Source organism: Rhizobium sp. S96, from assembly GCF_030382195.1.
Taxonomy (GTDB): domain Bacteria; phylum Pseudomonadota; class Alphaproteobacteria; order Rhizobiales; family Rhizobiaceae; genus Rhizobium.
In genome coordinates, this window is record NZ_JAUDRY010000003.1 from 235,153 (window position 1) to 255,129 (window position 19,977).

Here is a 19,977-nt window from a genome sequence, read left to right on the forward strand (position 1 = left end):
CTGTGCGCATCCTTTACGTCGATGATGATCCAGCCCTTGCCCGCCTTGCGACGCGGGTTCTTGCGCGCAGTGATTTCGAAGTCGTTCACGCTCCATCGATCTCGGTGGGCCTGGACCTGTTCACCAGCGAAGACTTCGAAGCCGTCGTCCTCGACCACTACTTCGAGAGCCAGACGGGCCTGCACTTCCTGGAAGCGATCGCGGAAAGCGGAAAGCAGACGCCGGTTCTCTATGTGACCGGATCCAGCGACGCCGATGTGGCAATCCGGGCATTGAAGGGAGGCGCGGCCGATTACGTCGTCAAGACGGCGACTGATGACTTCTTTCCCCTACTCGTCAGCGCGCTGAACCAGGCGCTGGAAAATGCGCGGCTGCGCAGCGAGAAGGAAGAGGCCGATCGCCAGCTCGTCGTCGCGAAGGAGCGCGCCGAGCTGTTGCTCGCGGAGATGAACCATCGCATCGCCAACAGCCTTTCGCTCGTGTCCGCGATGATCCGCATGCAGATGCAGATCGCCAAGACAGACGAAACCAAGACGGCGCTAAACGAGACACAGAACCGGATCACGGCGATCGCAGGCGTCCACCGCAGCCTCTACACGTCGGAGAATGTCGGCGAGGTCCAGCTCGATGTCTACCTCGGGCCGTTGCTGGCCGAGCTTCAGAGCGCCAACGCGTTCGCGCGCGGCATCTCGGTACAGTCCGATCTCTGTCAGGTCTCTACGTCGGCGGACAAGGCTGTCGCGCTCGGCATCATCCTGATCGAACTGGTGACGAACGCGATGAAATACGCCTATCCCTCCGGAACAGGCGATGTCCGCATCACGCTTCGCACAGAGGGCGATGGCGCGGTTCTCTCGGTGGAAGACGATGGCGTCGGATACAACCGAACGAGCGGGCCAAAAGGAACGGGGCTCGGCACGAGGCTGATAAACGCCATGGCCACCACACTCGGCGCCGAATTGACCTTCGGGCATGACGGTCGATCCTCCGGCACGCACATCGCCATTCACTGGCAACAATAGCGCAAGGCACTGCCCTCGCCCGCAGCCCGGGAGGCACCGCGAGCCAGCGTTGCCAACGGGACACCAAATCATTCCTTGAAAATCGTGCGTGGCCGTTTGCTTCTTTAGCAAGACACGCTAGATTTCGCTGGCTAACTGACGAAATAGCCTGGGAGGAGCGATTTCATGAGACGGACTTGGCCCGAAGAGTTCAACTCCATCCTGAACGATGCGGAAGAGGTCACGATAGACCTACCTCCGATCGAGCACGAAGACGGATCGCGCAGCGAAGCGATCAGCCGGAAAGCGCTCAAGGTTCGCATTGCGATGGAGGACTACGAACGCATCTGGCCGCTGGCCGAAATGCGTTACAGGCTCGATGGAAAGCGACAGGGCAAAGCGATCACGCTGATCACGACCAACCCGCATTATCACCGCTGGCACCCGGCGGATGGCGGCAGTGTCGACAACGTCGCCGATAGCGGGCGGCACTACACGACCAAATATCTGGTCGTGCATTTCCTGCTCGACGACGTAAGGGAAACGGCGGCAGCCTAAGCCGCCTCCCCTCATGCAACGTCCAGCGCCTGGGCGAGATCCGCTATGAGATCGTCCGGGTGCTCGATGCCGATCGACAGGCGGATGGTTGATTCCAACACGCCGATGCGCTGGCGCACATCGGCCGGGACGCCCGAGTGGGTCATTGTGGCCGGGTGGCTGGCGAGCGATTCCGTACCGCCGAGGCTCACGGCGAGCTTGAATATCTGCAGCGCGTTCAAGAACTTGAAGGACGCCGCCTGACCACCTTTGATATCGAATGAGAATGTCGATCCGGCACCCGTGCATTGGGCGGCAAAGGTCCGCCCCAGTGGGGATGCCGGGTCGTGATACGGCAGAAAATGGATCGTCTCGACCTTCGGGTGGGCGTGCAGGTAGTCCGCGACAGCCTGGGCGTTGCTGTTTGCCCGCTCCATGCGCAGCTGCAGCGTTTCCAGCGAGCGTCCAAGCATCCAGCAGGAATGCGGATCAAGCTGCGTGCCGATCGCACCGCGCAGCGCCTTCACCTGCTTCATCACGGCCTTGACGCCGAGTGCCGCGCCCGCGATCAGGTCCGAGTGGCCGCCGACATATTTCGTCAACGAATAGAGCGAGATGTCGGCGCCATGCTCGATCGGGCGCTGGAAGACGGGGCCGAGCAGCGTGTTGTCACAGGCGATGATCGGCGTATGTCCCTGCTTCCGTCCTATCGCATCGGCAACGCGGCGGATCATCGCGACGTCGACGAGGTTGTTGGTCGGATTGGCCGGCGTTTCGATCAGGATCAGCGACACCCGCCCCTTGGCCATCGCCGCCTCCGCCGCGGCCTGCACGGATGCCTCACTGACCCCGTCGGCAAAGCCGACGGCAGCCACACCCAGATTGGCGAAGGTCTTCGCCAGGAGCGTTTCGGTCCCGCCGTAGAGCGGCTGCGAATGCAGCACAGCATCGCCCGGGCGGACGAAGGCAAGCAGCGTCGTGGCGATAGCCGACATGCCTGATGAAAACAGCACGCAGCTTTCCGTTCGCTCGTAAACGGCAAGACGGTCTTCCACGATTTCGCTGTTGGGATGATTGAAGCGGGAATAGACAAGGCCCGCGCCGGTGCCTGCCGGCGGCTCACGCCGACCCGAGACATAATCGAAAAAGTCTCGCCCATCCTCGGCGGATTTGAAAACGAAGGTCGACGTCAGAAACACCGGGGGCTTGACCGCACCTTCCGACAGCTCCGAATCGTAGCCGTAGTTCAGCATCTGTGTTTCGGGATGCAGTGCATGGTTGCCGATGTGCGTTTTGGAGGGATGCGGTGCGGTCATGGTCGTCTCCAGCGTTGAGAGATACGTATGAGGCCTCAAAATTATATCAGAATGCGAAGGCGGTTCTTGCTATTTGGAGCGCGTGTGCGCTTATCGAAGCAATTTATTGCGGGAAGAGGAAATAGATGACGCAGAAAATTGCAGACGAAACGGATCGGCGAATCCTGCGGGAACTGGAAGCCGATGCGCGCATCGCGAACAATGAACTGGCCGAACGCGTCGGCCTGTCCGCCTCTGCCTGTCTTCGTCGGTTGCGCCGTCTGGAGGAGGCCTCGATCATTCAGGGATACACCACGGTCATCGATCCGGCCGTGGATGGCTGGACGATGACGGCGCTCGCTTCCATCCGGCTCAGCCGCCAGCACGAGGATGAAATCCAGATGTTCGAAGAGGCCGTGCGCCAGTGGGACGAAGTTCTCGAGTGCCATCTGGTCACCGGATCACGCGATTACGTGCTCAAGGTGATGAGCTCCGGCTTGGAGGACTACGAGCGTTTCATCAAGGAGAAGATCGCCCGATTGAAGTGCGTCGACACGATCGAGACGAGCTTCGTGATGAACACGATCAAGGCGCGAAGGGTTCAGCGGGAAAGCGCGGCTTAGATGAGCGCAGCTCGAACAATGGCCGTTGAGTGGTGAGGAGGACAGAAGAAGGTGATCGATTTCGAAGTGATCCGGCAACGCGCGGAGGAGCGCAAGGGCGGCGCGGCAGCCCTGCAGGCGATGCTGCCGCCGCTTGCCGATCACGACAAGCTCAGGGCGACGACGGATGACCGGATCCTCGCGGAGATGACGCGTCGCGTTTTCTATAGCGGCTTCGTGCGGCAAGTGATCGACAGCAAATGGCCGGGGTTCGAGGACGCGTTTTCCGGGTTCGATCCGGCCTTCCTGAACATCGCGCCGGACGACTACTGGCACGACCTCACCTCCGACAGCAGAATCATCCGCAACGGCGCGAAAATCATGGCGGTCCGCGCCAATGCTGCCTTTGTACGGGAACTCGCCAATGAGGCCGGCAGCGCTGGCATCTTTTTCGCCGAATGGCCGGCCACCGACCACGCCGGGCTTCTCGAACTGCTGAGCAAGCGCGGCAGCAGGCTCGGCGGCCTGGCGGGCCAGTACTTCCTGCGCGCGATCGGGCGCGACTGCTTCATCCTGACAGGCGATGTGCTTGCCTGCCTCAGAGACGCCGGCGCTGCGCTTTCCCAAACCGGCACGGCCAAGAAGGATCTTCAGCTTGCACAACAGGTTTTCGCCGAGTGGTCGGCTCAATCGGGATTGTCGCTGAACCACCTTTCGAGAATTGCCGCCTATTCGATCGACGCGCCTGGGCACCCCTGAGGTCTTTTTTGCATCGCGTCTGGTTCCACAACGATCCGATGCCTAGGTGAGAGAGATGGATCAGGAGAACGCGACCATGACAGACTTTCCCTACAGCACGGCGCTCATCGTCGGCGCCGGTTCTGGCGTCAGCGCTTCGTTGGCGCGTCTGCTTGCAGCGGTGTGAAGGTGGCCCTGGCGGCGCGCAATATCGACAAACTGGCGGCATTGGCGGCTGAAACGGGCGCGAAGACCTTTGCGACCGACGCGGCGCAACCGGGCTCCGTGGCGGCCCTCTTCGAGGAGGTGACTGAAGAGATCGGCGAGCCTGATCTCGTCGTCTACAATGCCAGCGGCCGGGTGCGCGGCCCCTTGACGGAACTCGATCCGAACGAGGTCGAACAGGCGCTCGCCGTCGGCGCTTTCGGCGGTTTCCTTGTGAGCCAGCAGGCAGCGAAACGCATGGTCCCACGCGGTCGCGGCGCCATCCTGTTTACCGGGGCGACGGCCAGCATCAAGGGTTTCGCTCAATCGGCGCGGTTTGCGATGGGCAAATTCGCGCTTCGCGGTCTGGCGCAGAGTGCTGCGCGTGAACTCGGCCCCAAGGGCATCCATGTCGCGCACTTCATCATCGACGGCGCAATCCGCTCGAAGACACGGCCGGAAAGCCCCGACAAGCCGGACGCGATGCTCGATCCCGATGCGATCGCACAAAGCTATGTTGATGTTCTGCTGCAGCACCGGAGCGCGTGGTCGCAGGAAATCGAGTTGCGACCCTGGACTGAAAGCTTCTGATAGATGCTCCGCTGGTTTTGCGCGCCTGGATTGTGCGCGCAATCCAAACACCCGATTTCCGTCCGAAAATCGGCTGAAACTCACCAGAAGTTAAAGAAATCTCACGCCGGTTAACGGGTTGTTTACCACGTTTCGTGAAAGGTGCCGATTGAGCATTGGCGACCTGCGTTCATTTTTTCAAGTCTCGCGTTTTGTGCATGTCGCTACTCCGTACAGGTTGAGGAAAGCCTAATTGATTATTTCCTCATGGACGGGGCTCTCTGGTCCGCAGTGATGCGGGCGCTGACGGAAAAGCCAATGATCGACCCTGACGAGGGTTCGGACAGACGAAGCGAGCAAGAAGATGAACGGATCGCGATCAAATTCCCCACGGCATTCCGACAGGGCGTCGCTCGATGCACTGAACCGCACGATTGAAGGACTTGAGGCGAGGATCGAAGGATTGATCGGTAGCGGCGTCCGCGATCAGCGGCCACGCGCACCGTCCCCGGTCGCCGAACGCGAAACCTACCCCGACACCTACGGGCAGCGTGCCCCCCTGGCCGCAGCCGCGGCGCGACCGGATCCGCTTGCCGAGATCCGTCAGCGCCAGCGCACGATCGAGGCCAGCCGCGAACGCCCGGTTCTTCGCGAACCGGCACCCTATCCCCGCGAGCACGCACCCTACCAGGAGCCCGCAAGACCGGTTGCACCCGCGCCGCAGCGTCCGGCACCTGCAATGCAGCAGCCGGCAGCACCCGCGAGCCGCGCCTCCGAAGACACCATGACCGAGATCGCGCAGGCACTCGTCAATCTGCGCCAGGACCTGAAGCGTGACATTTCCGAGGGTGTTACCCGCGAAATGAACGCGTTGCGCAACGAGCTGCGCGAGATCAAGACAAGCGCCGCCGACGGGCATTTCGTCGAAGACATCCGCGCCGACATGGGGCGTCTCGCGGAAAGCATCAATGTTCTTGCAGGCCGCTCCAGCACCACCGAAACGCAGGAACTGCGTGGCGAATTCGAAGAGCTGCGGTCGCTGATGGACGGACTGGCGCGCGAAGATTCGCTGCGCCACATGGAAAACCGCTGGGACGGCTTCGAAAACCAGCTCCATACCCTCGACACCTCGAGCCTGCAGGAAGAACTGGTCTCGCTTGCCTACCGTCTCGACGATATCAAGCGTCACATCGGCGGCATGGGCGAGAGCCCGGCCGTGCGCGCACTGGAAGACAAGCTGATCTCCATCGCGACTGTGATGGAACAGTTCGGCAGCATGATCCAGCCGCATGATCGCGTGATGTCCGAGCAGTTCGCAGCTGTCGACACCCGACTTGACGAGATCAGCCGGGCGATCGCCGCCTCCGGTCGCGCCGCCAACACTGGCGATCCGGCCCTGATCCACCGCCTCGAAGGGCGCCTGAACGGACTGGCGGATCAGATCGAGCTGATGGGTCAAAGCGTGGCGAGCCGCGCGGCACCCACCGAGCACCTCGCCGACCGGCTCGAAGCGCTGACGATGCGCGTCGAGGAGCTTGCCAACGCCGAAGCGACCTCTCGCCTCGACGAACGGCTTCAGCACCTTTCCCTGCTCCTCGAGCAGAGCCAGAGAGCTGCCCCGCAGCCGGAGCTGACCGGTGCGCTTGCCGACATCTCCCGCAAGATCGACGCGCTTGAGACAGGCTCGGTCAACGATGCGCTTGCGCAACGGCTGGATTATCTTGCACGCCGGATCGACGAAATGGAGTTCCAGCCGCTGCAGCCGGTTGCGGCGTCCATCGACGACGGCGCGTTCCGCCGGATCGAAGGCCGCCTCAGCGATATCGCCGCGCGCCTTGAAGAAAGCACCGCAGCGCCTGCCACCGATACCGCTGCTCTGCGCAATCTCGAAGACCAGATCGCTCACCTCTCCTCGCTGATGAGCGAGCCGCGCCCGAGCGCCGAGATGCCTGCCGATCTGGATCGCCGCATGGGTGCCATCGAAGACTATATGGCGACCAGCGACGAATACATCATCGAGGCGGCCCGCCAGGCGGCGGAGACGGTCGTTCAGGCCTATGCGCGCAACGGCAGCGTAGCCGGCAGCTCGGCTGGCGTCGACATATCCGCGCTCAATGCGCTGGCCGACGATCTGCGTCATCTCGAAGATCTCAGCCGCAGCAGCGAAGAGCGCACGCACAAGACGTTTCAGGCTCTGCACGAAACGCTGGTTCAGATTGCCGATCGGCTCGATGACATGGAGAGCGGTGCCGCACGGCATGCGCCGAGAATGCCGGTCGCCGATGTCGACTTCAACGTCGATCCCTATTCGCTGGTGCCGGCGGGCGCTGAGGAGGCAGAAAAGCCGGCCTTGTTCGGAACTCGCGGCACGGTGCAGCAGCCCACCCGTACGGAGGCTGCCGCTGCGCCGGTCATGACGGCCACCGAGACAAGCGCGATCGCAATCGAAGCAGCAACGAAGCCCGCGACTGCGGCGCCTGCACCGGCGTCCAAGGGCAGCCTGCTCGCAAGCCTCGGCAAGCGTCTCATTCCCGCGAAGAAGGCCAAGGCGAGCGAGCGGACCGTTATCGATCCGGCCCCCTCGATCGATCCCATCGACGTGATGCCGCCTGAAGCTGCCAACGAGCCACTGGAGCCAGGCTCCGGCGCGCCTGACGTGAAGAAGATCCTGGAGCGCGTTCGCGCCAGCCAGAACGCAGCGCGGACGAGCTCGAAGCCGGTCAGTGAAAACGAGCGTGCGGACTACATCGCCGCCGCGCGCCGGGCCGCGCAGGCCGCGGCAATGGAAGTGGATTCGGATTCGAAAGCAGGCGTGGCGAAGAGTGGCAAGAAGGCTGCGCAAGCCGATGCTGGCAAAGGAGGCGCCTTTGCACGCTTCCGTCGCCCGATCCTCCTGGCTGTCGGCGCCGTTCTGCTCGCCATCATGGCATTCCCGCTTGCCCGCACCCTGACGCATGGCGAGCCGACCCCGTCGGTAGAAGTCGCGACAGTGACCGACGCCGGCAACAGCGCGCTTCCCGCCGACAGCGAAACCGCGCCGGACCAGAGCCAGGCTGCTGCATCGGCAGCTCCTTCTGCTGAACCCGCCGCTGCGCCGCAGACGCCGGTTGCCGCAACCGAGCCGGCACCAGCACCGGCAACAGCAGACCATCTGACCGAAGCCGCGCCGCTCAATGGCGATGGCCCGACTGCGCTTGCGCCCTCCGGCGCGCCGCAGGATGCGTCGGCCTTCGTGCCGGCCGACGCCGCGCCAAAGACCGCTGCACTGGAAGCGCCGGCACCGACGATCGCCGTGCCCGACACCGTCCAGCCGAAGTCGCTCGCGGATGCCGCAAAGAGCGGCGACGCGCTGGCGCTGTTCGAAATCGGCGCACGCTATAGCGATGGCCACGCTGGCGTGACCGCGGATCCCAAGGAAGCGGCGGGCTGGTACCAGCTTTCCGCCGACAAGGGCTTTGCACCGGCGGAGTATCGTCTCGGCAACCTTTACGAAAAGGGCACCGGCGTCGACCGCGACATCAACAAGGCCAAGAAGTACTACGAGCAGGCTGCCAATCAGGGCAACGCCAGCGCCATGCACAATCTTGCCGTTCTCTACGCCTCCGGCGCGCTCGGTCAGCAGGATTACACGGCGGCAGCAAACTGGTTTACCAAAGCCGCCAACCTCGGTGTCACCGACAGCCAGTTTAACCTCGCTATTCTCTGCGCCCGCGGCAACGGCGTCGCGCAGGACCTGACGGAATCCTATAAGTGGTTCGCCATCGCTGCAAAGGGCGGCGACAAGGACGCGTCGCAGAAGCGTGACGAGGTCGCCAACGCGATGAAGCCCGACCAGCTCGAAAAGGCGCGCGCCAAGGCCGATCTCTGGAAGGCGGAGCCGCAGGACGCCAAGTCGAACACCGTCGATATCCCCGATGAGTGGGCCGGCACCGGCACCAAGACATCGTCTGTCGATATGACCAAGGCAATCCGCAACATCCAGGCGATCCTGAACAACAACGGCTTCGACGCCGGCAAGCCGGATGGACAGCTGGGCGCAAAGACGGTTGCCGCCATCAAGAGCTTCCAGAAGTCGATCGGCCAGGAGCCCAGCGGCCGGATCAACGATGAAACGGTGAAGGCTTTGCTCGAGCGCAACAAGGGACCGGCGACGAAAGCCTGAGCCTTCGGATAACCGCTCATCTCTGAGCGCGGGCGAAACAGCCCGCGCTTTGCGCCCTCGGCAGCAAATCTTTCCCAAGCGCCCCTGACGGCACTTGATCCGCAACCAAGCGATCATCTATGCGTTGGGCGGGGATGGCGTTTGCAAACACCAGGGATGCTGCAGCATGGAAATTTTTACCTCCGCCGGATTGCTTGCTCTTCTGCAAGTGGTCCTGATCGATCTCGTTCTTGCCGGCGATAATGCGGTGGTCATCGGGCTGGCTGCAGCGGGGCTGGCACCGGAGCAGCGCAAGAAAGCCATTCTGGTGGGCATCCTTGCAGCCACGGTGCTGCGTATCGGGCTCGCCAGCGTCACCGTTCAGCTTCTCGACATCATTGGCCTGCTGCTCGCCGGCGGGATTCTGCTGCTCTGGGTCTGCTGGAAAATGTGGCGTGAACTTCGCGCCGGCGAAGCAGATCACGCCGCGGACGGGGACAGCGACAGCGCCCAGGCGCCACGGAAGACGTTCGTTCAGGCGGCGACACAGATCGTCATTGCCGACGTATCCATGTCTCTCGACAACGTGCTGGCTGTTGCCGGTGCGGCCCGCGAGCATCCGACGATCCTGGTGATTGGCCTCATCCTGTCGATCGCGATGATGGGTATCGCTGCGAACTTCATTGCACGCTTGCTGAACCGCTATCGCTGGATCGCGTACATCGGTCTGGCGATCATCGTCTACGTCGCCCTGCACATGATCTACCGCGGAGCGCTGGAGGTATGGCCGCACGTGGCGCCGGCCGCCGCAGCGATCAGCGGCTAAATCACGGTCCGTTCACAAGCGCGAGGATGAGCTGGCGGATATTTCCGCCTTCGCTCATCTCCACACGATCGAATTCGCGGCTGCGCTCGCGCTGCCGCGCCGACAGTTCGCCGAGACGCTTGGTAAGCTCGCCCCTTATCTTCCGGCAGCCTGCATCGTCGGCGACGGCCAGACCGACACTCATGGCCTCGATCTCTCGCACCATGTCCTTGATGTGATCGCCATGGACATGTTCATGCTGGGTGATACCGGCAATGAACCGCTCCCAGCTGGCGCGTATCGGTGCCGGTAGCGTCTGGGCCGGCTTGGGCAGCGTGTAGGTGATGATGAGCTTGGGCCGCGCCGAAACCAGAACGCACGAGCCGGCCTGGGGCTCGTACTTCCGGGTCCATGTCAGCTTGAAGGTGGTATGGGCGATGGTACGCCCCCTGCCGTCGATCGAAGGTCCCCGCTCGCCGATCGAAGCGTAGAGCGCAGCCCCCGATGCACCGGAAATCGCGTATGGCTTTACCTCTTCAACGGCCTTCCATTCCGCCGATGCTGCGATCGGGACCGCGGAAAAAGCCGCGACTAGGCACAACCGAAAACACATTCTCAAGCACAATCCCCATCTGCCGACGCACAGGGGATCGAACCTATCGATCGGCTCTTTCCTGTTCAACTCTTGCGGTGATGTCAGCCCTGTCACAAAACCTGAAAAAAGCCTGATTGGTCAGGAGTGATCATGCACGCCGATCAAGGGCAGCCCATGTCGCTTATCGAAAGCCTCTGGCAACGATTTCAAGTTATCATGCGGCAAATTCAAAGGCATGACTAAGACTGCCCGTGGGGGGCAGATCATCATTCGGGGCCGCCTGTGACAATCTATCTGCCCATCGCGGAATTGTCGGTGAACATTTTCATCATTCTCGGCATGGGCGCGGCCGTAGGCTTCCTCTCGGGCATGTTCGGCGTGGGCGGCGGCTTCCTGATCACGCCGTTGCTGATCTTCTACAACATTCCCCCCGTCGTGGCCGTCGCCACCGGCGCCAACCAGGTGGTCGCATCGTCCATATCAGGCGCGATCACGCATTTCCGGCGCGGCACGCTCGATGTGAAGCTCGGGACGGTGCTGCTGATCGGCGGTCTATCGGGCGCCACCGTCGGCATCTGGATCTTCTCGCTGCTGCGGCGGATCGGCCAGCTCGACCTGTTCATCTCGCTGCTCTACGTCGTTTTCCTCGGCACGGTCGGCGGACTGATGCTGCTCGAAAGCGTCAATGCCATGCGCCGGGCGGCAAAGAACGTGCCGCCTGCAGTGCGCAAGCCCGGGCATCATCATTGGGTCCATCGCCTGCCGCTGAAAATGCGGTTCAAGAAATCCAAGATCTTCCTCAGCGTCATTCCGATCATCGCGCTCGGCTTTGCGATCGGCATCCTGACATCGGTCATGGGTGTTGGCGGCGGCTTCATCATGGTGCCGGCGATGATCTACCTGCTGCGCATCCCGACGAATGTCGTGGTGGGAACCTCGCTGTTCCAGATCATCTTCGTCACGGCCTATACAACCGTGGTCCAAGCCGCGACGAACTTCTCCGTCGATATCGTGCTCGCGTTCATTCTGATGGTTGCCGGCGTCATTGGTGCGCAATACGGCGTGCGCGTCGGCCAGAAGCTGCGCGGCGAACAATTGCGCGCGCTGCTCGGACTGCTCGTGCTTGCGGTCGGCCTGCGCCTAGCTGTGGCTCTGGTGGTGACCCCAGCCGACATCTATTCCGTTGTCATGGAAGGCGGGCACTGATGCGCCTTCGCCTTCTCTCCCTGCTCTTTCCTCTGATGCTGCTCGCGGAAACCGCCGGCGCGCAGATGATGTTGCCTGGCCAGGGAACGCAGACGATCGCCGAGGGGCTGGAGATCGGTACGTCGACGAGCGAAATCGCCATCACATCCGACTTCCACGGCGCGGACCTGACGATCTTCGGCGCCGTGACCAACACCGACAGCCTGCTTTTGGCGATCGGCCAGTACGATGTCGTCGTCGTGCTGGAAGGACCGCGCGAGGATGCGACGGTGCGCCGGAAGGAGCGCGTCTTCGGCATCTGGATCAACACGCGCTCGATGACCTTCGAGTCCGTGCCTCATTCCTATTCGATGTCGAGTTCGCGAATGCTCGACGATATCACCACGCCGCTTGATCTGACGGACCAAGGCATCGGCATCGACCATATTCCGCTGACACCGATCGGGTTTGTCGGCAATGCCAGCAATCTCGGCGACTTCCGCCAGGCCTTCAGGCGACTGCAGGAAAAAGGCGGCCTCTACGACCGCGATCCGAGCGGCGTGCGTTTCGTCAGCTCCAACCTGTTCAAGGCGAGCCTGCGACTGCCGGCGAACATCCCGAACGGCGTGCATACCGTCCGCGCCTATCTCTTCAAGAGCGGCACCTTCGTGACCGAAAAATCCGTTCCGCTTCGGGTCATCAAGACGGGCATCGAACAGACGATCACCGACGCCGCGCATGAACAGCCGATCGCCTACGGACTGTTTGCCGTCTTCCTCGCGCTGCTGACCGGCTGGGGCGCCAGTGTGGTGTTCCGCAAGGATTGAGCCAATCGTGCGGCCTGCCAGACTCTTGCCGCCAGACGGACACGTGTTCGCCATTCGCTAAAAACCGACCATTAACATTTACAAGTTAGTAATCTCTCTGAATTGAGAGGCTTCCTGTAATGCGTATCCGTACCCTTCTCGCCCTCGTGCTACTGGCCCTCGTCGCCAGCTGCGCGACAGCTCCCCGACAAACGCGAAACATCTGCGCCGTCTTCGATCAGCGTGACGGGCTGTTTACAAACTGGCAGCGCGCTGCCGAGCGGACAGAGAAGAAATACGGCGTACCGGTCCCGATCCTGATGGCGACGATGTACACGGAGTCCGGCTTCCAGCCGAATGCGCGACCGCCCCGCACCAAGCTCTTCGGCTTCATCCCGTGGACAAGGCCTTCCACGGCCTACGGCTACTCGCAGGCGCTTGACGGAACCTGGGACCACTACCAGTCGGCAACCGGCAACTGGGCCGCACGACGCACCAATTTCGCCGACGCGATCGACTTCATCGGCTGGTACCACTCACAGAACAGCCAGATGACTGGTATTCCGCTGAACGATGCCTATCGCCTCTACCTCGCCTATTACTCCGGCCCGAAGGGATACATGCGCGGCGACTGGCAATCGAACCCACAGCTGCAGAAGACCGCGCAACGGTTCGCCAACATGGCCGCCACCTACCAGCAGCAGCTGCAGGGGTGCAACTGACCGAATCTTGAGATCATTGCAACCATCAGCATCTTTTGCGAGCATATCTACACAATGCCCTCATAGGTTTATTTCTGGCGGGATTGATGTATGATGCAGGCCAGCTGACGATCCAGAGGGGATCCCATGGTCGAGATCATCATCGAATTGACGCGTTTTGCCTTGGACCAACTCAAGCAACTAGACCCGAGACTGAGTTCAGCAATCCTGAGTTTGGTCGTCATAGCGCTATTGCTTTTCATCTGGGGACCCAAAGCGCGCCCGCCATCCGTTCTCCGGCCGCCCGAAACGCTGGATTCGCCACATCCCGTCGCTGCCGACACGGAATCGCTCCTAAGCGAAATTGATCGGTTGAAGAAAATCGCCCAAAATCAACGAGAGGAACTAAAGGAAAAGCTCGTCCCTCACTTTTCGCCGATAGAACACGTTTATTTCAACAGCAACGGAATCACCAATTCCGTTTTCGTTCTGGTCGTCGCTCTTCTCATATTCGAGTACACAACTCTGGCTGATCGAGCCAAGTTGCTTCTTGATAAACTGGCTGTCTCGGCACCACAGAAGGCATTTGTCACAAGCATCTCAAGCCAGTTGATACCGAGCATCGAAAGAGAAGTTGCGATGCTGTTGGCAGCGCTGGCGGTTATGGTGGTCTTCTGCACCCTTGTCGTATTGATCGGCAGGGTCAAAATCGGACGCTCGATCGAGATTATCAATCGCTCGTTCCAACTGTCTTTGTTGATTGCCCTGATCGTCTTTATGGCGATAGCAATTCCGTTGAGCTTGCCCAACCAGTAGCAACCAACAGAACTGAGAACCCAACGGAGTAGATATGATCGTGCGCCCAAGCGGGGCGCGATCAGCGACGACCGCTGCGTGTGAAAAGGGACACACGTCGGTGACGAGTGTCGCCGGCGGACGAATTTTTCGCGCCGGCGCACGTAGCGAAAGGTTATAGGCGGCGGGGTCTATTTCCCCGTTATCCGGCAGGCGATCGTGAAGGAGAGCTTGCCGACAATCAGCGACAGGCAGAAGGCAACGGGCCAGGCGACGACGAAGGCGTGGGACCATTCATGCAACCATTGGCTCGTCAGTCCCATATGAAGGAAGCCAAAGAAGCCTGTCATGCAGAAGGCCATCATCCCGGATATCATGATCTGGGCTATCAGAATTGTCTTCGGATCGGTCATGTTCTCTCCACGTTGCCAGGTGGAGCGTGCTGAAAGATGGTCTTTCACGTCACAGCACCACCCTTGATCAAAGGTTTGGTGCCGTGGGTTCGCGTCAGCGACTAATTCTCGCGCGTGGCGAGCGCCGGAATAACCAACCGGCCTAGAATTTCTCGGCGATTTCGAAATAGCCGACTGCGCCGAATTGTCAACGGTGGCCGGTCGAACCGGCAGAGCCGCTACCCGACCAGATTTCCGAACCGGACGGAATAGATACGATCGCGGCCGAGCAGATGCGCGACCAGCTGCGGCTGATCGAACAACCCCTTCATCGCCTTATGGCGAAGATCCAGGCCGCCGCTCATCACGCCGAAAGCCGGCATCAGCAGGCGGGCGCCATCGGTGGCAAAGCATGGCCGGCGAACGGATTTTTCGCGCCGGCGCACGGTAGCGGACGGGTGCAAATGGCCGGCGATCTCGCCGCTCTGCAGGCCGCTTTTCGGTTCGTGCCGGAAGGTCAGCCTGCCATAGTGCATTTCATCGGTCGAAGACCCGGGCAGATCGACGGTCCCGTCAGGATCGTGATTGCCGTTGATCCATATCCATTCGCGCCCGCGTGCCATGTCGACGATGCGCGACCTGAAAACCTCCGGCAGATGCGCCGAACCGATACGGTCATGGAAATTGTCGCCGAGCGAGATCACGAGCTTGGGATCGTAGCGCGCAATGACGGCCGACAGCACCGTCAACGTCGCCAGCGTGTCATAGGGCGGCAGCATCATGCCGCGACGAGCGAAGGCGGCGCCCTTTTCCAGATGCAGGTCCGAAACGACGAGAACACCGGCATCGGGCAGATAGAGGGCGCCGAGCGGATCGCAGACGGCGGCAACCCCGTGCACGGACGTTTCAACGCCCGGCATGGCTGCCACTCCGTTCAGTTCTCGCGCCAGCGCCAGCCGGTTAATCACGTTAGTCTGTTCCTCGTTCTTACGCCAGGGCTTCGGCGATCAGGTCGTCCGCTGCTTCCGCCAGCACCGCGTCGTGGGCCTCGCCATGCACCGGCTCCTTGCCGATCTCCAACATCACGGGCACGGCCAGCGGCGAGATATGCTCCAGCGCGCGGTGGGTGATGTGCCCCTTGATTCGTCTCAGCATATCGCCAAGCCGGCCGATGTCCAAAAGCCCGGTCGCCGCATCCTGGCGCGTCGCCTGCAGCAAGATGTGGTCGGGCTCATGGGTCCGGAGAACGTCGTAGATCAGATCAGCCGAAACCGTCACCTGCCGGCCGCTCTTTTCCTTGCCCGGGTGCCGGCGCTCGATCAAACCGGCAATCACGGCGCAATTGCGGAAGGTGCGCTTCAAAAGAAAGGATTCGTCGAGCCAGCTTTCGAGGTCGTCGCCCAGCATGTCCTCGTCGAAGAGGTCGGAAAGGCTGAGGCGGCCACTCGCGATCATCCTGCTCATGTCCTCGAGCCCCCAGATGCCGAGCGAGTAATCGGTGGCGACGAAGCCGAGCGGCTTGCCGCCGGCGCGTTCCAGCCGTCGGGTGAGGAGCATACCGAGTGTCTGGTGCGCCAGCCGCCCCTCGAACGGGTAGACCACCATGTAGCAGCGGCTGCCGCGCGGGAAGGTCTCGATCAGCAGCTCGTCGCGCTTCGGCAGGATCGACTTCTCCTTCTGGATCGCCAGCCAGTCGCGCACCTGGTCCGGCAGCCGGTGCCAGCGGTCGGGATCGTCAAGCATCGAGCGCACCTGATCAGCCAAATAGGTGGAAAGCGGAAACTTGCCGCCCGCATAGGAGGGGATCTTCGGGTCATTGGAATAGGCCTGGCTGGCCAGTGCCTCGTTCTCGCGGATCCCCTCGAAGCGCAGCACCTTGCCGGAGAAGATGAAGGTGTCGCCGGGCGAAAGCTGCTCGAAGAAGTATTCTTCCATCTTGCCGAGCGTGGCACCGCCGCGACCGATGCGGCCGCCCTCCCCGCGCTTCACCATCTTCAGGTTCAGCATCGGGCTTTCGACGATGGTGCCGAGGTTCAGTCGGTATTGCTGCGCGACCAGCGGATTGGAAACGCGCCAGCGTCCCTCCTTGGTCTTGCGGATGCGGGCATAGCGTTCGTAGGTGCGTAGCGCATAGCCGCCGGTGGCGACGAAATCGACGATCCGCTCGAAGGTCTCCCAATCGAGATCCGCATAGGGTGAGGCGCTCACCACCTCATCATAGAGCTCCAGCATATCGAAGGGTTCGGCGCAGGCCATGCCGAGCACATGCTGGGCCAGCACGTCGAGTGCGCCGCGCCCCACCGGCGGGGTGTCCTGCGCGCCGAGATAGTTGGCGTCGAGGGCTGCCTGGCACTCCATCACCTCGAAACGGTTGGCGGGAACGAGGATCGCCTTGGATGGCTCGTCCATGCGGTGGTTCGCGCGACCGATACGCTGGGCAAGCCGCGATGCTCCCTTCGGCGCGCCGACATGAATGACGAGATCGACATCGCCCCAATCGATGCCGAGGTCGAGGGTCGAGGTGGCGACCACGGCGCGCAGCCGGTTCGCAGCCATCGCCGCCTCCACCTTGCGGCGCTGGCCGACGTCGAGCGAGCCGTGATGCAGCGCGATCGGCAAGTTCTCCTCGTTGACCGTCCAGAGTTCCTGAAACAGCATTTCCGCCTGGCTGCGGGTGTTGACGAAGAGCAGCGTCGTCTGATGGTCGATGAGTTGCTTGTAGACGTCGGGGATCGCGTATCGCGCCGAGTGACCGGCCCAGGGAATGTGTTCCTCGGTCGAGAGGATCGAAATATCGGGCTTGGCTCCGCCTTCGACGGTGACGATGCCGGCGTGGCGTTCCTGCCCCTGTTCCTGCGCCACCAGCCACTTCTGCAAGTCCATCGGCTCGGCCACCGTCGCCGAAAGGCCAATTGTCTGGAGATTGGGCGCAAGGCGTCGCAGCCGTGCCAATCCGAGCGACAGCATATGGCCGCGCTTGGAGCTGACCAGCGAATGAAGCTCGTCGAGGACAACGTATTTCAGGTCCTTGAAAAAGCGTTCCGCCTCCCGGTTGGCGAGCAACAGCGCCACCTGCTCCGGCGTCGTCAGCAGAATGTCCGGCGGGTTGAGCTTCTGGCGCTGACGCTTGGCGATAGGCGTATCGCCGGTCCGGTTCTCGACCGTGACTGGCAGGCCCATTTCCTCGACGGGCTTCATCAGGTTGCGCTCGATATCGACGGCAAGCGCCTTCAACGGCGAAATATAGAGCGTGTGGATGCCGGTGAAGGCCGAGCCCGGCGGAATCTTGCCGCGACGGGTCAGATCGGTCAGCGACGGCAGGAAGCCCGCGAGCGTCTTGCCAGCGCCGGTCGGCGCAATCAGCAATGTGCTTTCACCGGCCTCGGCGCGCGCCAGCAACTCGAGCTGGTGGACGCGCGGACGCCAGCCTTTTTCCGCGAACCAACGGGTGAAAGGTTGAGGCAGGAGAACACTGGCTTCGGAATCGATCTGGTCCACGACGTTAAAGGTAGTGCACGACGTGGCGAAATAGAATGGCGCGGCTATAGGAACTGTCGCGCGTTAGATGGCGGCGGGTTGGCAAACCACGACCCCAGACCAAGCCTTGGGAGCTTGCAGTCAAAGACGTGCGGACACCGATGGTCTCCGCACGACACGATCGACAAGCGATCAGTAGATGTCGAAGGGGAAGTACTTCTTGGTGATCTTCTGGTAGGTGCCGTTGGCCACCAGCGCATCGATCGCCTTGTTGAAGCGTTCCTTGAGTTCCGTGTCGCCCTGACGGATGCCGATGCCGGCTTCGGTCGCGGTTCCGGGAACGTCACCCAGCAGCTTGCAGCAATCCTTGCCAGCCTTGTTCAGCCAATCCACGACCACGAACTTGTCGGAGATCAGCGCGTCCATGCGGCCGTTCTGCAGGTCGGCGACAGCTTCGTCCTGCGTCGGATACATCTTGGCTTCCGCGCCGCCCTTGGCGTAGACGTCGTTCAGATAGTCGGCCTGGGTGGTCGATGCCTGGGCACCGACGATCTTGCCCTTCATGTCCTCGACGCTCACGCCCTTGAGCGGGCTGTCATTGGGAACAGCCACGGCGAGCGGGGTGGTATAGTACTTGTTGGTGAAGTCGATCTGCTTCTTGCGCTCTGCGGTGATGCTCATCGAGGCGACGATCGCGTCGTACTTCTTGGCGAGCAAGCCGGGGATGATGCCGTCCCAATCCTGGGCGACGATCGTGCACTTTGCCTTCATCTCCTCGCACAGCGCATTGGCCATGTCGACGTCGAGACCCTTCAGGCTGCCATCCGATTCAACGTAGTTGAAGGGAGGGTATGCGCCTTCGGTCGCGATCCGGATGGTATCCTCCGCTGAGGCCAGATGCGGCGCTGCGAGCAGTGCGACGGCGGCCACAAAAATCGTCTTTTTCATGCGGTTCCCTTTTGGAATGGTTTTTAGCTTACCGGACGACATTACCGAATCCGCGCCGCTTCACAAGCCCGCAAGGTAAAGTCCAGCGGCAGCAGAAGACCGCTCCGCGCGGCTACGAGGGAAATGGGCCTTGACAAGAATTTATATCGTGGATATTTTTTATCCACGAATTGAGGAGGCATCTCATGAAACTCGGCGACGGCGTCGAACAGGCCATTCACAGCGTTGCGATGCTGTCGGGATTGTCCGAAGGCGGCGTGCTTTCCGCCGCGGCGCTGGCGGAGTTTCATGGCGTTTCGACGAGCTATCTGCTGAAGCATCTGCAGGCGCTTTCGGGCGCCGGCATTCTGGACACCGTGCCCGGCCCGAAGGGCGGATATCGGTTGGCGAGGCGCCCGAAGGAGATCACGCTTCTTGATATCGTGCTCGCCGTCGAAGGTCCGGCGCCGGCCTTCCGCTGCAACGAGATCCGTCAGCGCGGGCCGAACCCGGTCTCGGATCGTTTGTTTGCCAAGCCGTGCAACATCTCGGCTGCCATGTTGCGGGCGGAGCGCGTCTACCGCGCCGAGCTTGCCAAGACCACCGTTGCCGATCTCGGCGCCGAACTGGCGGAGATCGACGACGGCTCCATCGCCGCACGAAGCTGCGCCTTCCTGCAAATTCATGAACGTAGAACGGCTCGCTGAGCCCCGACAAAGAGGAGACTGCCCATGCAACCGCGTTTCAATTTCGCCAAGGCTTCGCCAGAGTCCTACAAGGCTGTTGTCGCTCTGGAAGAATTCGTCCAGACCTCGGGCCTGGAGCGGCGCTTCATCCACCTCATCAAGCTGCGCGCATCGCAAATCAACGGCTGTGCCTACTGCGTGGACATGCACGTGAAGGAAGCCCGGCACGACGGTCTCAGCGAACAGTGGATCAACCTGATGTGCGTCTGGCGTGAATCGCCGGTCTACGATGCCCGCGAACGCGCCCTACTGGGATGGGTCGATGCCGTCACGAAGATCGCAGAGACCGGCGCTCCGGATGCCGACTTCGAAGCGCTGAAGGCGCATTTCAGCGAAGAGGAAATCACCAAGATCACCGTCGCGATCGGCGTCATCAACGTCTGGAACCGTCTGGCGGTCGGCTTCCGCTCGCAGCACCCGATCGACAAGCCGGCCAAGGCCGTCTGAGCCAGGCTACCGG

Annotated in this window: 18 protein-coding genes and 1 pseudogene; 13 read left to right on the forward strand and 6 right to left on the reverse strand. The window is 61.7% G+C overall.

The genetic code is table 11. The annotated features are described in order from the left end of the window. Nucleotides 1–2: 2 nt before the first annotated feature. Both QTL94_RS02140 and QTL94_RS02145 read left to right on the forward strand, forming a co-directional pair. Entirely contained in the window at nucleotides 3–1,022 is a 1,020-nt protein-coding gene (locus QTL94_RS02140; RefSeq protein ID WP_289800436.1) for a sensor histidine kinase, read from the forward strand. Nucleotides 1,023–1,187: 165 nt separating this feature from the next. After that, entirely contained in the window at nucleotides 1,188–1,559 is a 372-nt protein-coding gene (locus tag QTL94_RS02145) for a hypothetical protein (protein ID WP_113520270.1), read from the forward strand. 11 nt (nucleotides 1,560–1,570) lie between these two features. Here QTL94_RS02145 and QTL94_RS02150 read toward each other — a convergent pair whose 3' ends face one another. Next, nucleotides 1,571–2,854, reverse strand: a complete 1,284-nt coding sequence (locus QTL94_RS02150) for a cystathionine gamma-synthase family protein (RefSeq protein ID WP_289800437.1) — start codon at nucleotides 2,852–2,854, stop codon at nucleotides 1,571–1,573. Nucleotides 2,855–2,979: 125 nt separating this feature from the next. Between QTL94_RS02150 and QTL94_RS02155 the strand changes: the two genes are divergently transcribed. The 5 genes and pseudogenes from QTL94_RS02155 (at nucleotide 2,980) to QTL94_RS02175 (ending at nucleotide 9,914) form a co-directional block, all read left to right on the forward strand. Next, nucleotides 2,980–3,456 carry an Lrp/AsnC family transcriptional regulator gene (locus QTL94_RS02155; RefSeq protein WP_289800438.1) on the forward strand — a complete coding sequence of 159 codons (477 nt, stop codon included), beginning with the start codon at nucleotides 2,980–2,982 and terminating at the stop codon, nucleotides 3,454–3,456. 51 nt (nucleotides 3,457–3,507) lie between these two features. Then, nucleotides 3,508–4,194 (forward strand): DNA-3-methyladenine glycosylase I, encoded by a 687-nt coding sequence (locus QTL94_RS02160; protein WP_289800439.1) that lies wholly within the window; start codon nucleotides 3,508–3,510, stop codon nucleotides 4,192–4,194. A 76-nt stretch (nucleotides 4,195–4,270) separates the two neighbouring features. After that, a pseudogene (locus QTL94_RS02165) lies at nucleotides 4,271–4,968 on the forward strand (SDR family NAD(P)-dependent oxidoreductase). A gap of 343 nt (nucleotides 4,969–5,311) precedes the next feature. Next, nucleotides 5,312–9,109 (forward strand): peptidoglycan-binding protein, encoded by a 3,798-nt coding sequence (locus QTL94_RS02170; protein ID WP_289800440.1) that lies wholly within the window; start codon nucleotides 5,312–5,314, stop codon nucleotides 9,107–9,109. Between the two features lie 166 nt (nucleotides 9,110–9,275). Continuing rightward, nucleotides 9,276–9,914: a TerC family protein gene (locus QTL94_RS02175; RefSeq protein WP_289800441.1), complete on the forward strand. Its 639-nt coding sequence runs from the start codon at nucleotides 9,276–9,278 to the stop codon at nucleotides 9,912–9,914. A gap of 1 nt (nucleotide 9,915) precedes the next feature. Here QTL94_RS02175 and QTL94_RS02180 read toward each other — a convergent pair whose 3' ends face one another. Continuing rightward, the gene (locus tag QTL94_RS02180; protein WP_289800442.1) at nucleotides 9,916–10,506 is read right to left on the reverse strand and encodes a DUF922 domain-containing Zn-dependent protease; all 591 of its coding nucleotides are present in this window, start codon (nucleotides 10,504–10,506) and stop codon (nucleotides 9,916–9,918) included. 264 nt (nucleotides 10,507–10,770) lie between these two features. Here QTL94_RS02180 and QTL94_RS02185 point away from each other — a divergent pair, with 264 nt between their 5' ends. From QTL94_RS02185 to QTL94_RS02200, 4 genes are all read left to right on the forward strand, one after another. After that, nucleotides 10,771–11,694 carry a sulfite exporter TauE/SafE family protein gene (locus tag QTL94_RS02185; RefSeq protein WP_065689420.1) on the forward strand — a complete coding sequence of 308 codons (924 nt, stop codon included), beginning with the start codon at nucleotides 10,771–10,773 and terminating at the stop codon, nucleotides 11,692–11,694. Further along, the gene (locus QTL94_RS02190; RefSeq protein WP_289800443.1) at nucleotides 11,694–12,500 is read left to right on the forward strand and encodes a TIGR02186 family protein; all 807 of its coding nucleotides are present in this window, start codon (nucleotides 11,694–11,696) and stop codon (nucleotides 12,498–12,500) included. The genes QTL94_RS02185 and QTL94_RS02190 overlap by 1 nt, the downstream gene beginning before the upstream one ends. A gap of 119 nt (nucleotides 12,501–12,619) precedes the next feature. Next, nucleotides 12,620–13,201, forward strand: coding sequence for a transglycosylase SLT domain-containing protein (locus tag QTL94_RS02195; RefSeq protein WP_289800444.1), 582 nt, complete (start codon nucleotides 12,620–12,622; stop codon nucleotides 13,199–13,201). 126 nt (nucleotides 13,202–13,327) lie between these two features. Continuing rightward, entirely contained in the window at nucleotides 13,328–13,996 is a 669-nt protein-coding gene (locus tag QTL94_RS02200) for a coiled-coil domain-containing protein (RefSeq protein ID WP_289800445.1), read from the forward strand. A 170-nt stretch (nucleotides 13,997–14,166) separates the two neighbouring features. Here the strand turns inward: QTL94_RS02200 and QTL94_RS02205 are convergent, their stop codons facing one another. The 4 genes from QTL94_RS02205 to QTL94_RS02220 form a co-directional block, all read right to left on the reverse strand. Next, the gene (locus QTL94_RS02205) at nucleotides 14,167–14,388 is read right to left on the reverse strand and encodes a DUF2798 domain-containing protein (protein WP_289800446.1); all 222 of its coding nucleotides are present in this window, start codon (nucleotides 14,386–14,388) and stop codon (nucleotides 14,167–14,169) included. A 218-nt stretch (nucleotides 14,389–14,606) separates the two neighbouring features. Further along, nucleotides 14,607–15,335: a ligase-associated DNA damage response endonuclease PdeM gene (pdeM, locus tag QTL94_RS02210; RefSeq protein WP_289800447.1), complete on the reverse strand. Its 729-nt coding sequence runs from the start codon at nucleotides 15,333–15,335 to the stop codon at nucleotides 14,607–14,609. A gap of 19 nt (nucleotides 15,336–15,354) precedes the next feature. After that, nucleotides 15,355–17,865, reverse strand: coding sequence for a ligase-associated DNA damage response DEXH box helicase (locus QTL94_RS02215; RefSeq protein ID WP_289800448.1), 2,511 nt, complete (start codon nucleotides 17,863–17,865; stop codon nucleotides 15,355–15,357). A 171-nt stretch (nucleotides 17,866–18,036) separates the two neighbouring features. Continuing rightward, on the reverse strand, nucleotides 18,037–18,792 hold the full coding sequence (locus QTL94_RS02220) for an ABC transporter substrate-binding protein (RefSeq protein WP_289800449.1): 756 nt from the start codon (nucleotides 18,790–18,792) through the stop codon (nucleotides 18,037–18,039). Nucleotides 18,793–18,977: 185 nt separating this feature from the next. Here QTL94_RS02220 and QTL94_RS02225 point away from each other — a divergent pair, with 185 nt between their 5' ends. Continuing rightward, the gene (locus QTL94_RS02225; protein ID WP_289800450.1) at nucleotides 18,978–19,478 is read left to right on the forward strand and encodes an RrF2 family transcriptional regulator; all 501 of its coding nucleotides are present in this window, start codon (nucleotides 18,978–18,980) and stop codon (nucleotides 19,476–19,478) included. A 24-nt stretch (nucleotides 19,479–19,502) separates the two neighbouring features. Next, nucleotides 19,503–19,964 carry a carboxymuconolactone decarboxylase family protein gene (locus QTL94_RS02230; RefSeq protein ID WP_289800451.1) on the forward strand — a complete coding sequence of 154 codons (462 nt, stop codon included), beginning with the start codon at nucleotides 19,503–19,505 and terminating at the stop codon, nucleotides 19,962–19,964. The last annotated feature ends 13 nt before the right edge of the window (nucleotides 19,965–19,977 follow it).

Excerpts from the sequence above, each read along its gene's own strand:
- QTL94_RS02145 (WP_113520270.1), top strand. The coding sequence starts at position 1,188 with ATGAGACGGACTTGGCCCGAAGAGTTCAACTCCATCCTGAACGATGCG.
- QTL94_RS02150 (WP_289800437.1), bottom strand. The coding sequence starts at position 2,854 with ATGACCGCACCGCATCCCTCCAAAACGCACATCGGCAACCATGCACTG.
- QTL94_RS02155 (WP_289800438.1), top strand. The coding sequence starts at position 2,980 with ATGACGCAGAAAATTGCAGACGAAACGGATCGGCGAATCCTGCGGGAA.
- QTL94_RS02170 (WP_289800440.1), top strand. The coding sequence starts at position 5,312 with ATGAACGGATCGCGATCAAATTCCCCACGGCATTCCGACAGGGCGTCG.
- QTL94_RS02175 (WP_289800441.1), top strand. The coding sequence starts at position 9,276 with ATGGAAATTTTTACCTCCGCCGGATTGCTTGCTCTTCTGCAAGTGGTC.
- QTL94_RS02180 (WP_289800442.1), bottom strand. The coding sequence starts at position 10,506 with ATGTGTTTTCGGTTGTGCCTAGTCGCGGCTTTTTCCGCGGTCCCGATC.
- QTL94_RS02190 (WP_289800443.1), top strand. The coding sequence starts at position 11,694 with ATGCGCCTTCGCCTTCTCTCCCTGCTCTTTCCTCTGATGCTGCTCGCG.
- QTL94_RS02195 (WP_289800444.1), top strand. The coding sequence starts at position 12,620 with ATGCGTATCCGTACCCTTCTCGCCCTCGTGCTACTGGCCCTCGTCGCC.
- QTL94_RS02200 (WP_289800445.1), top strand. The coding sequence starts at position 13,328 with ATGGTCGAGATCATCATCGAATTGACGCGTTTTGCCTTGGACCAACTC.
- QTL94_RS02205 (WP_289800446.1), bottom strand. The coding sequence starts at position 14,388 with ATGACCGATCCGAAGACAATTCTGATAGCCCAGATCATGATATCCGGG.
- QTL94_RS02220 (WP_289800449.1), bottom strand. The coding sequence starts at position 18,792 with ATGAAAAAGACGATTTTTGTGGCCGCCGTCGCACTGCTCGCAGCGCCG.
- QTL94_RS02225 (WP_289800450.1), top strand. The coding sequence starts at position 18,978 with ATGAAACTCGGCGACGGCGTCGAACAGGCCATTCACAGCGTTGCGATG.
- QTL94_RS02230 (WP_289800451.1), top strand. The coding sequence starts at position 19,503 with ATGCAACCGCGTTTCAATTTCGCCAAGGCTTCGCCAGAGTCCTACAAG.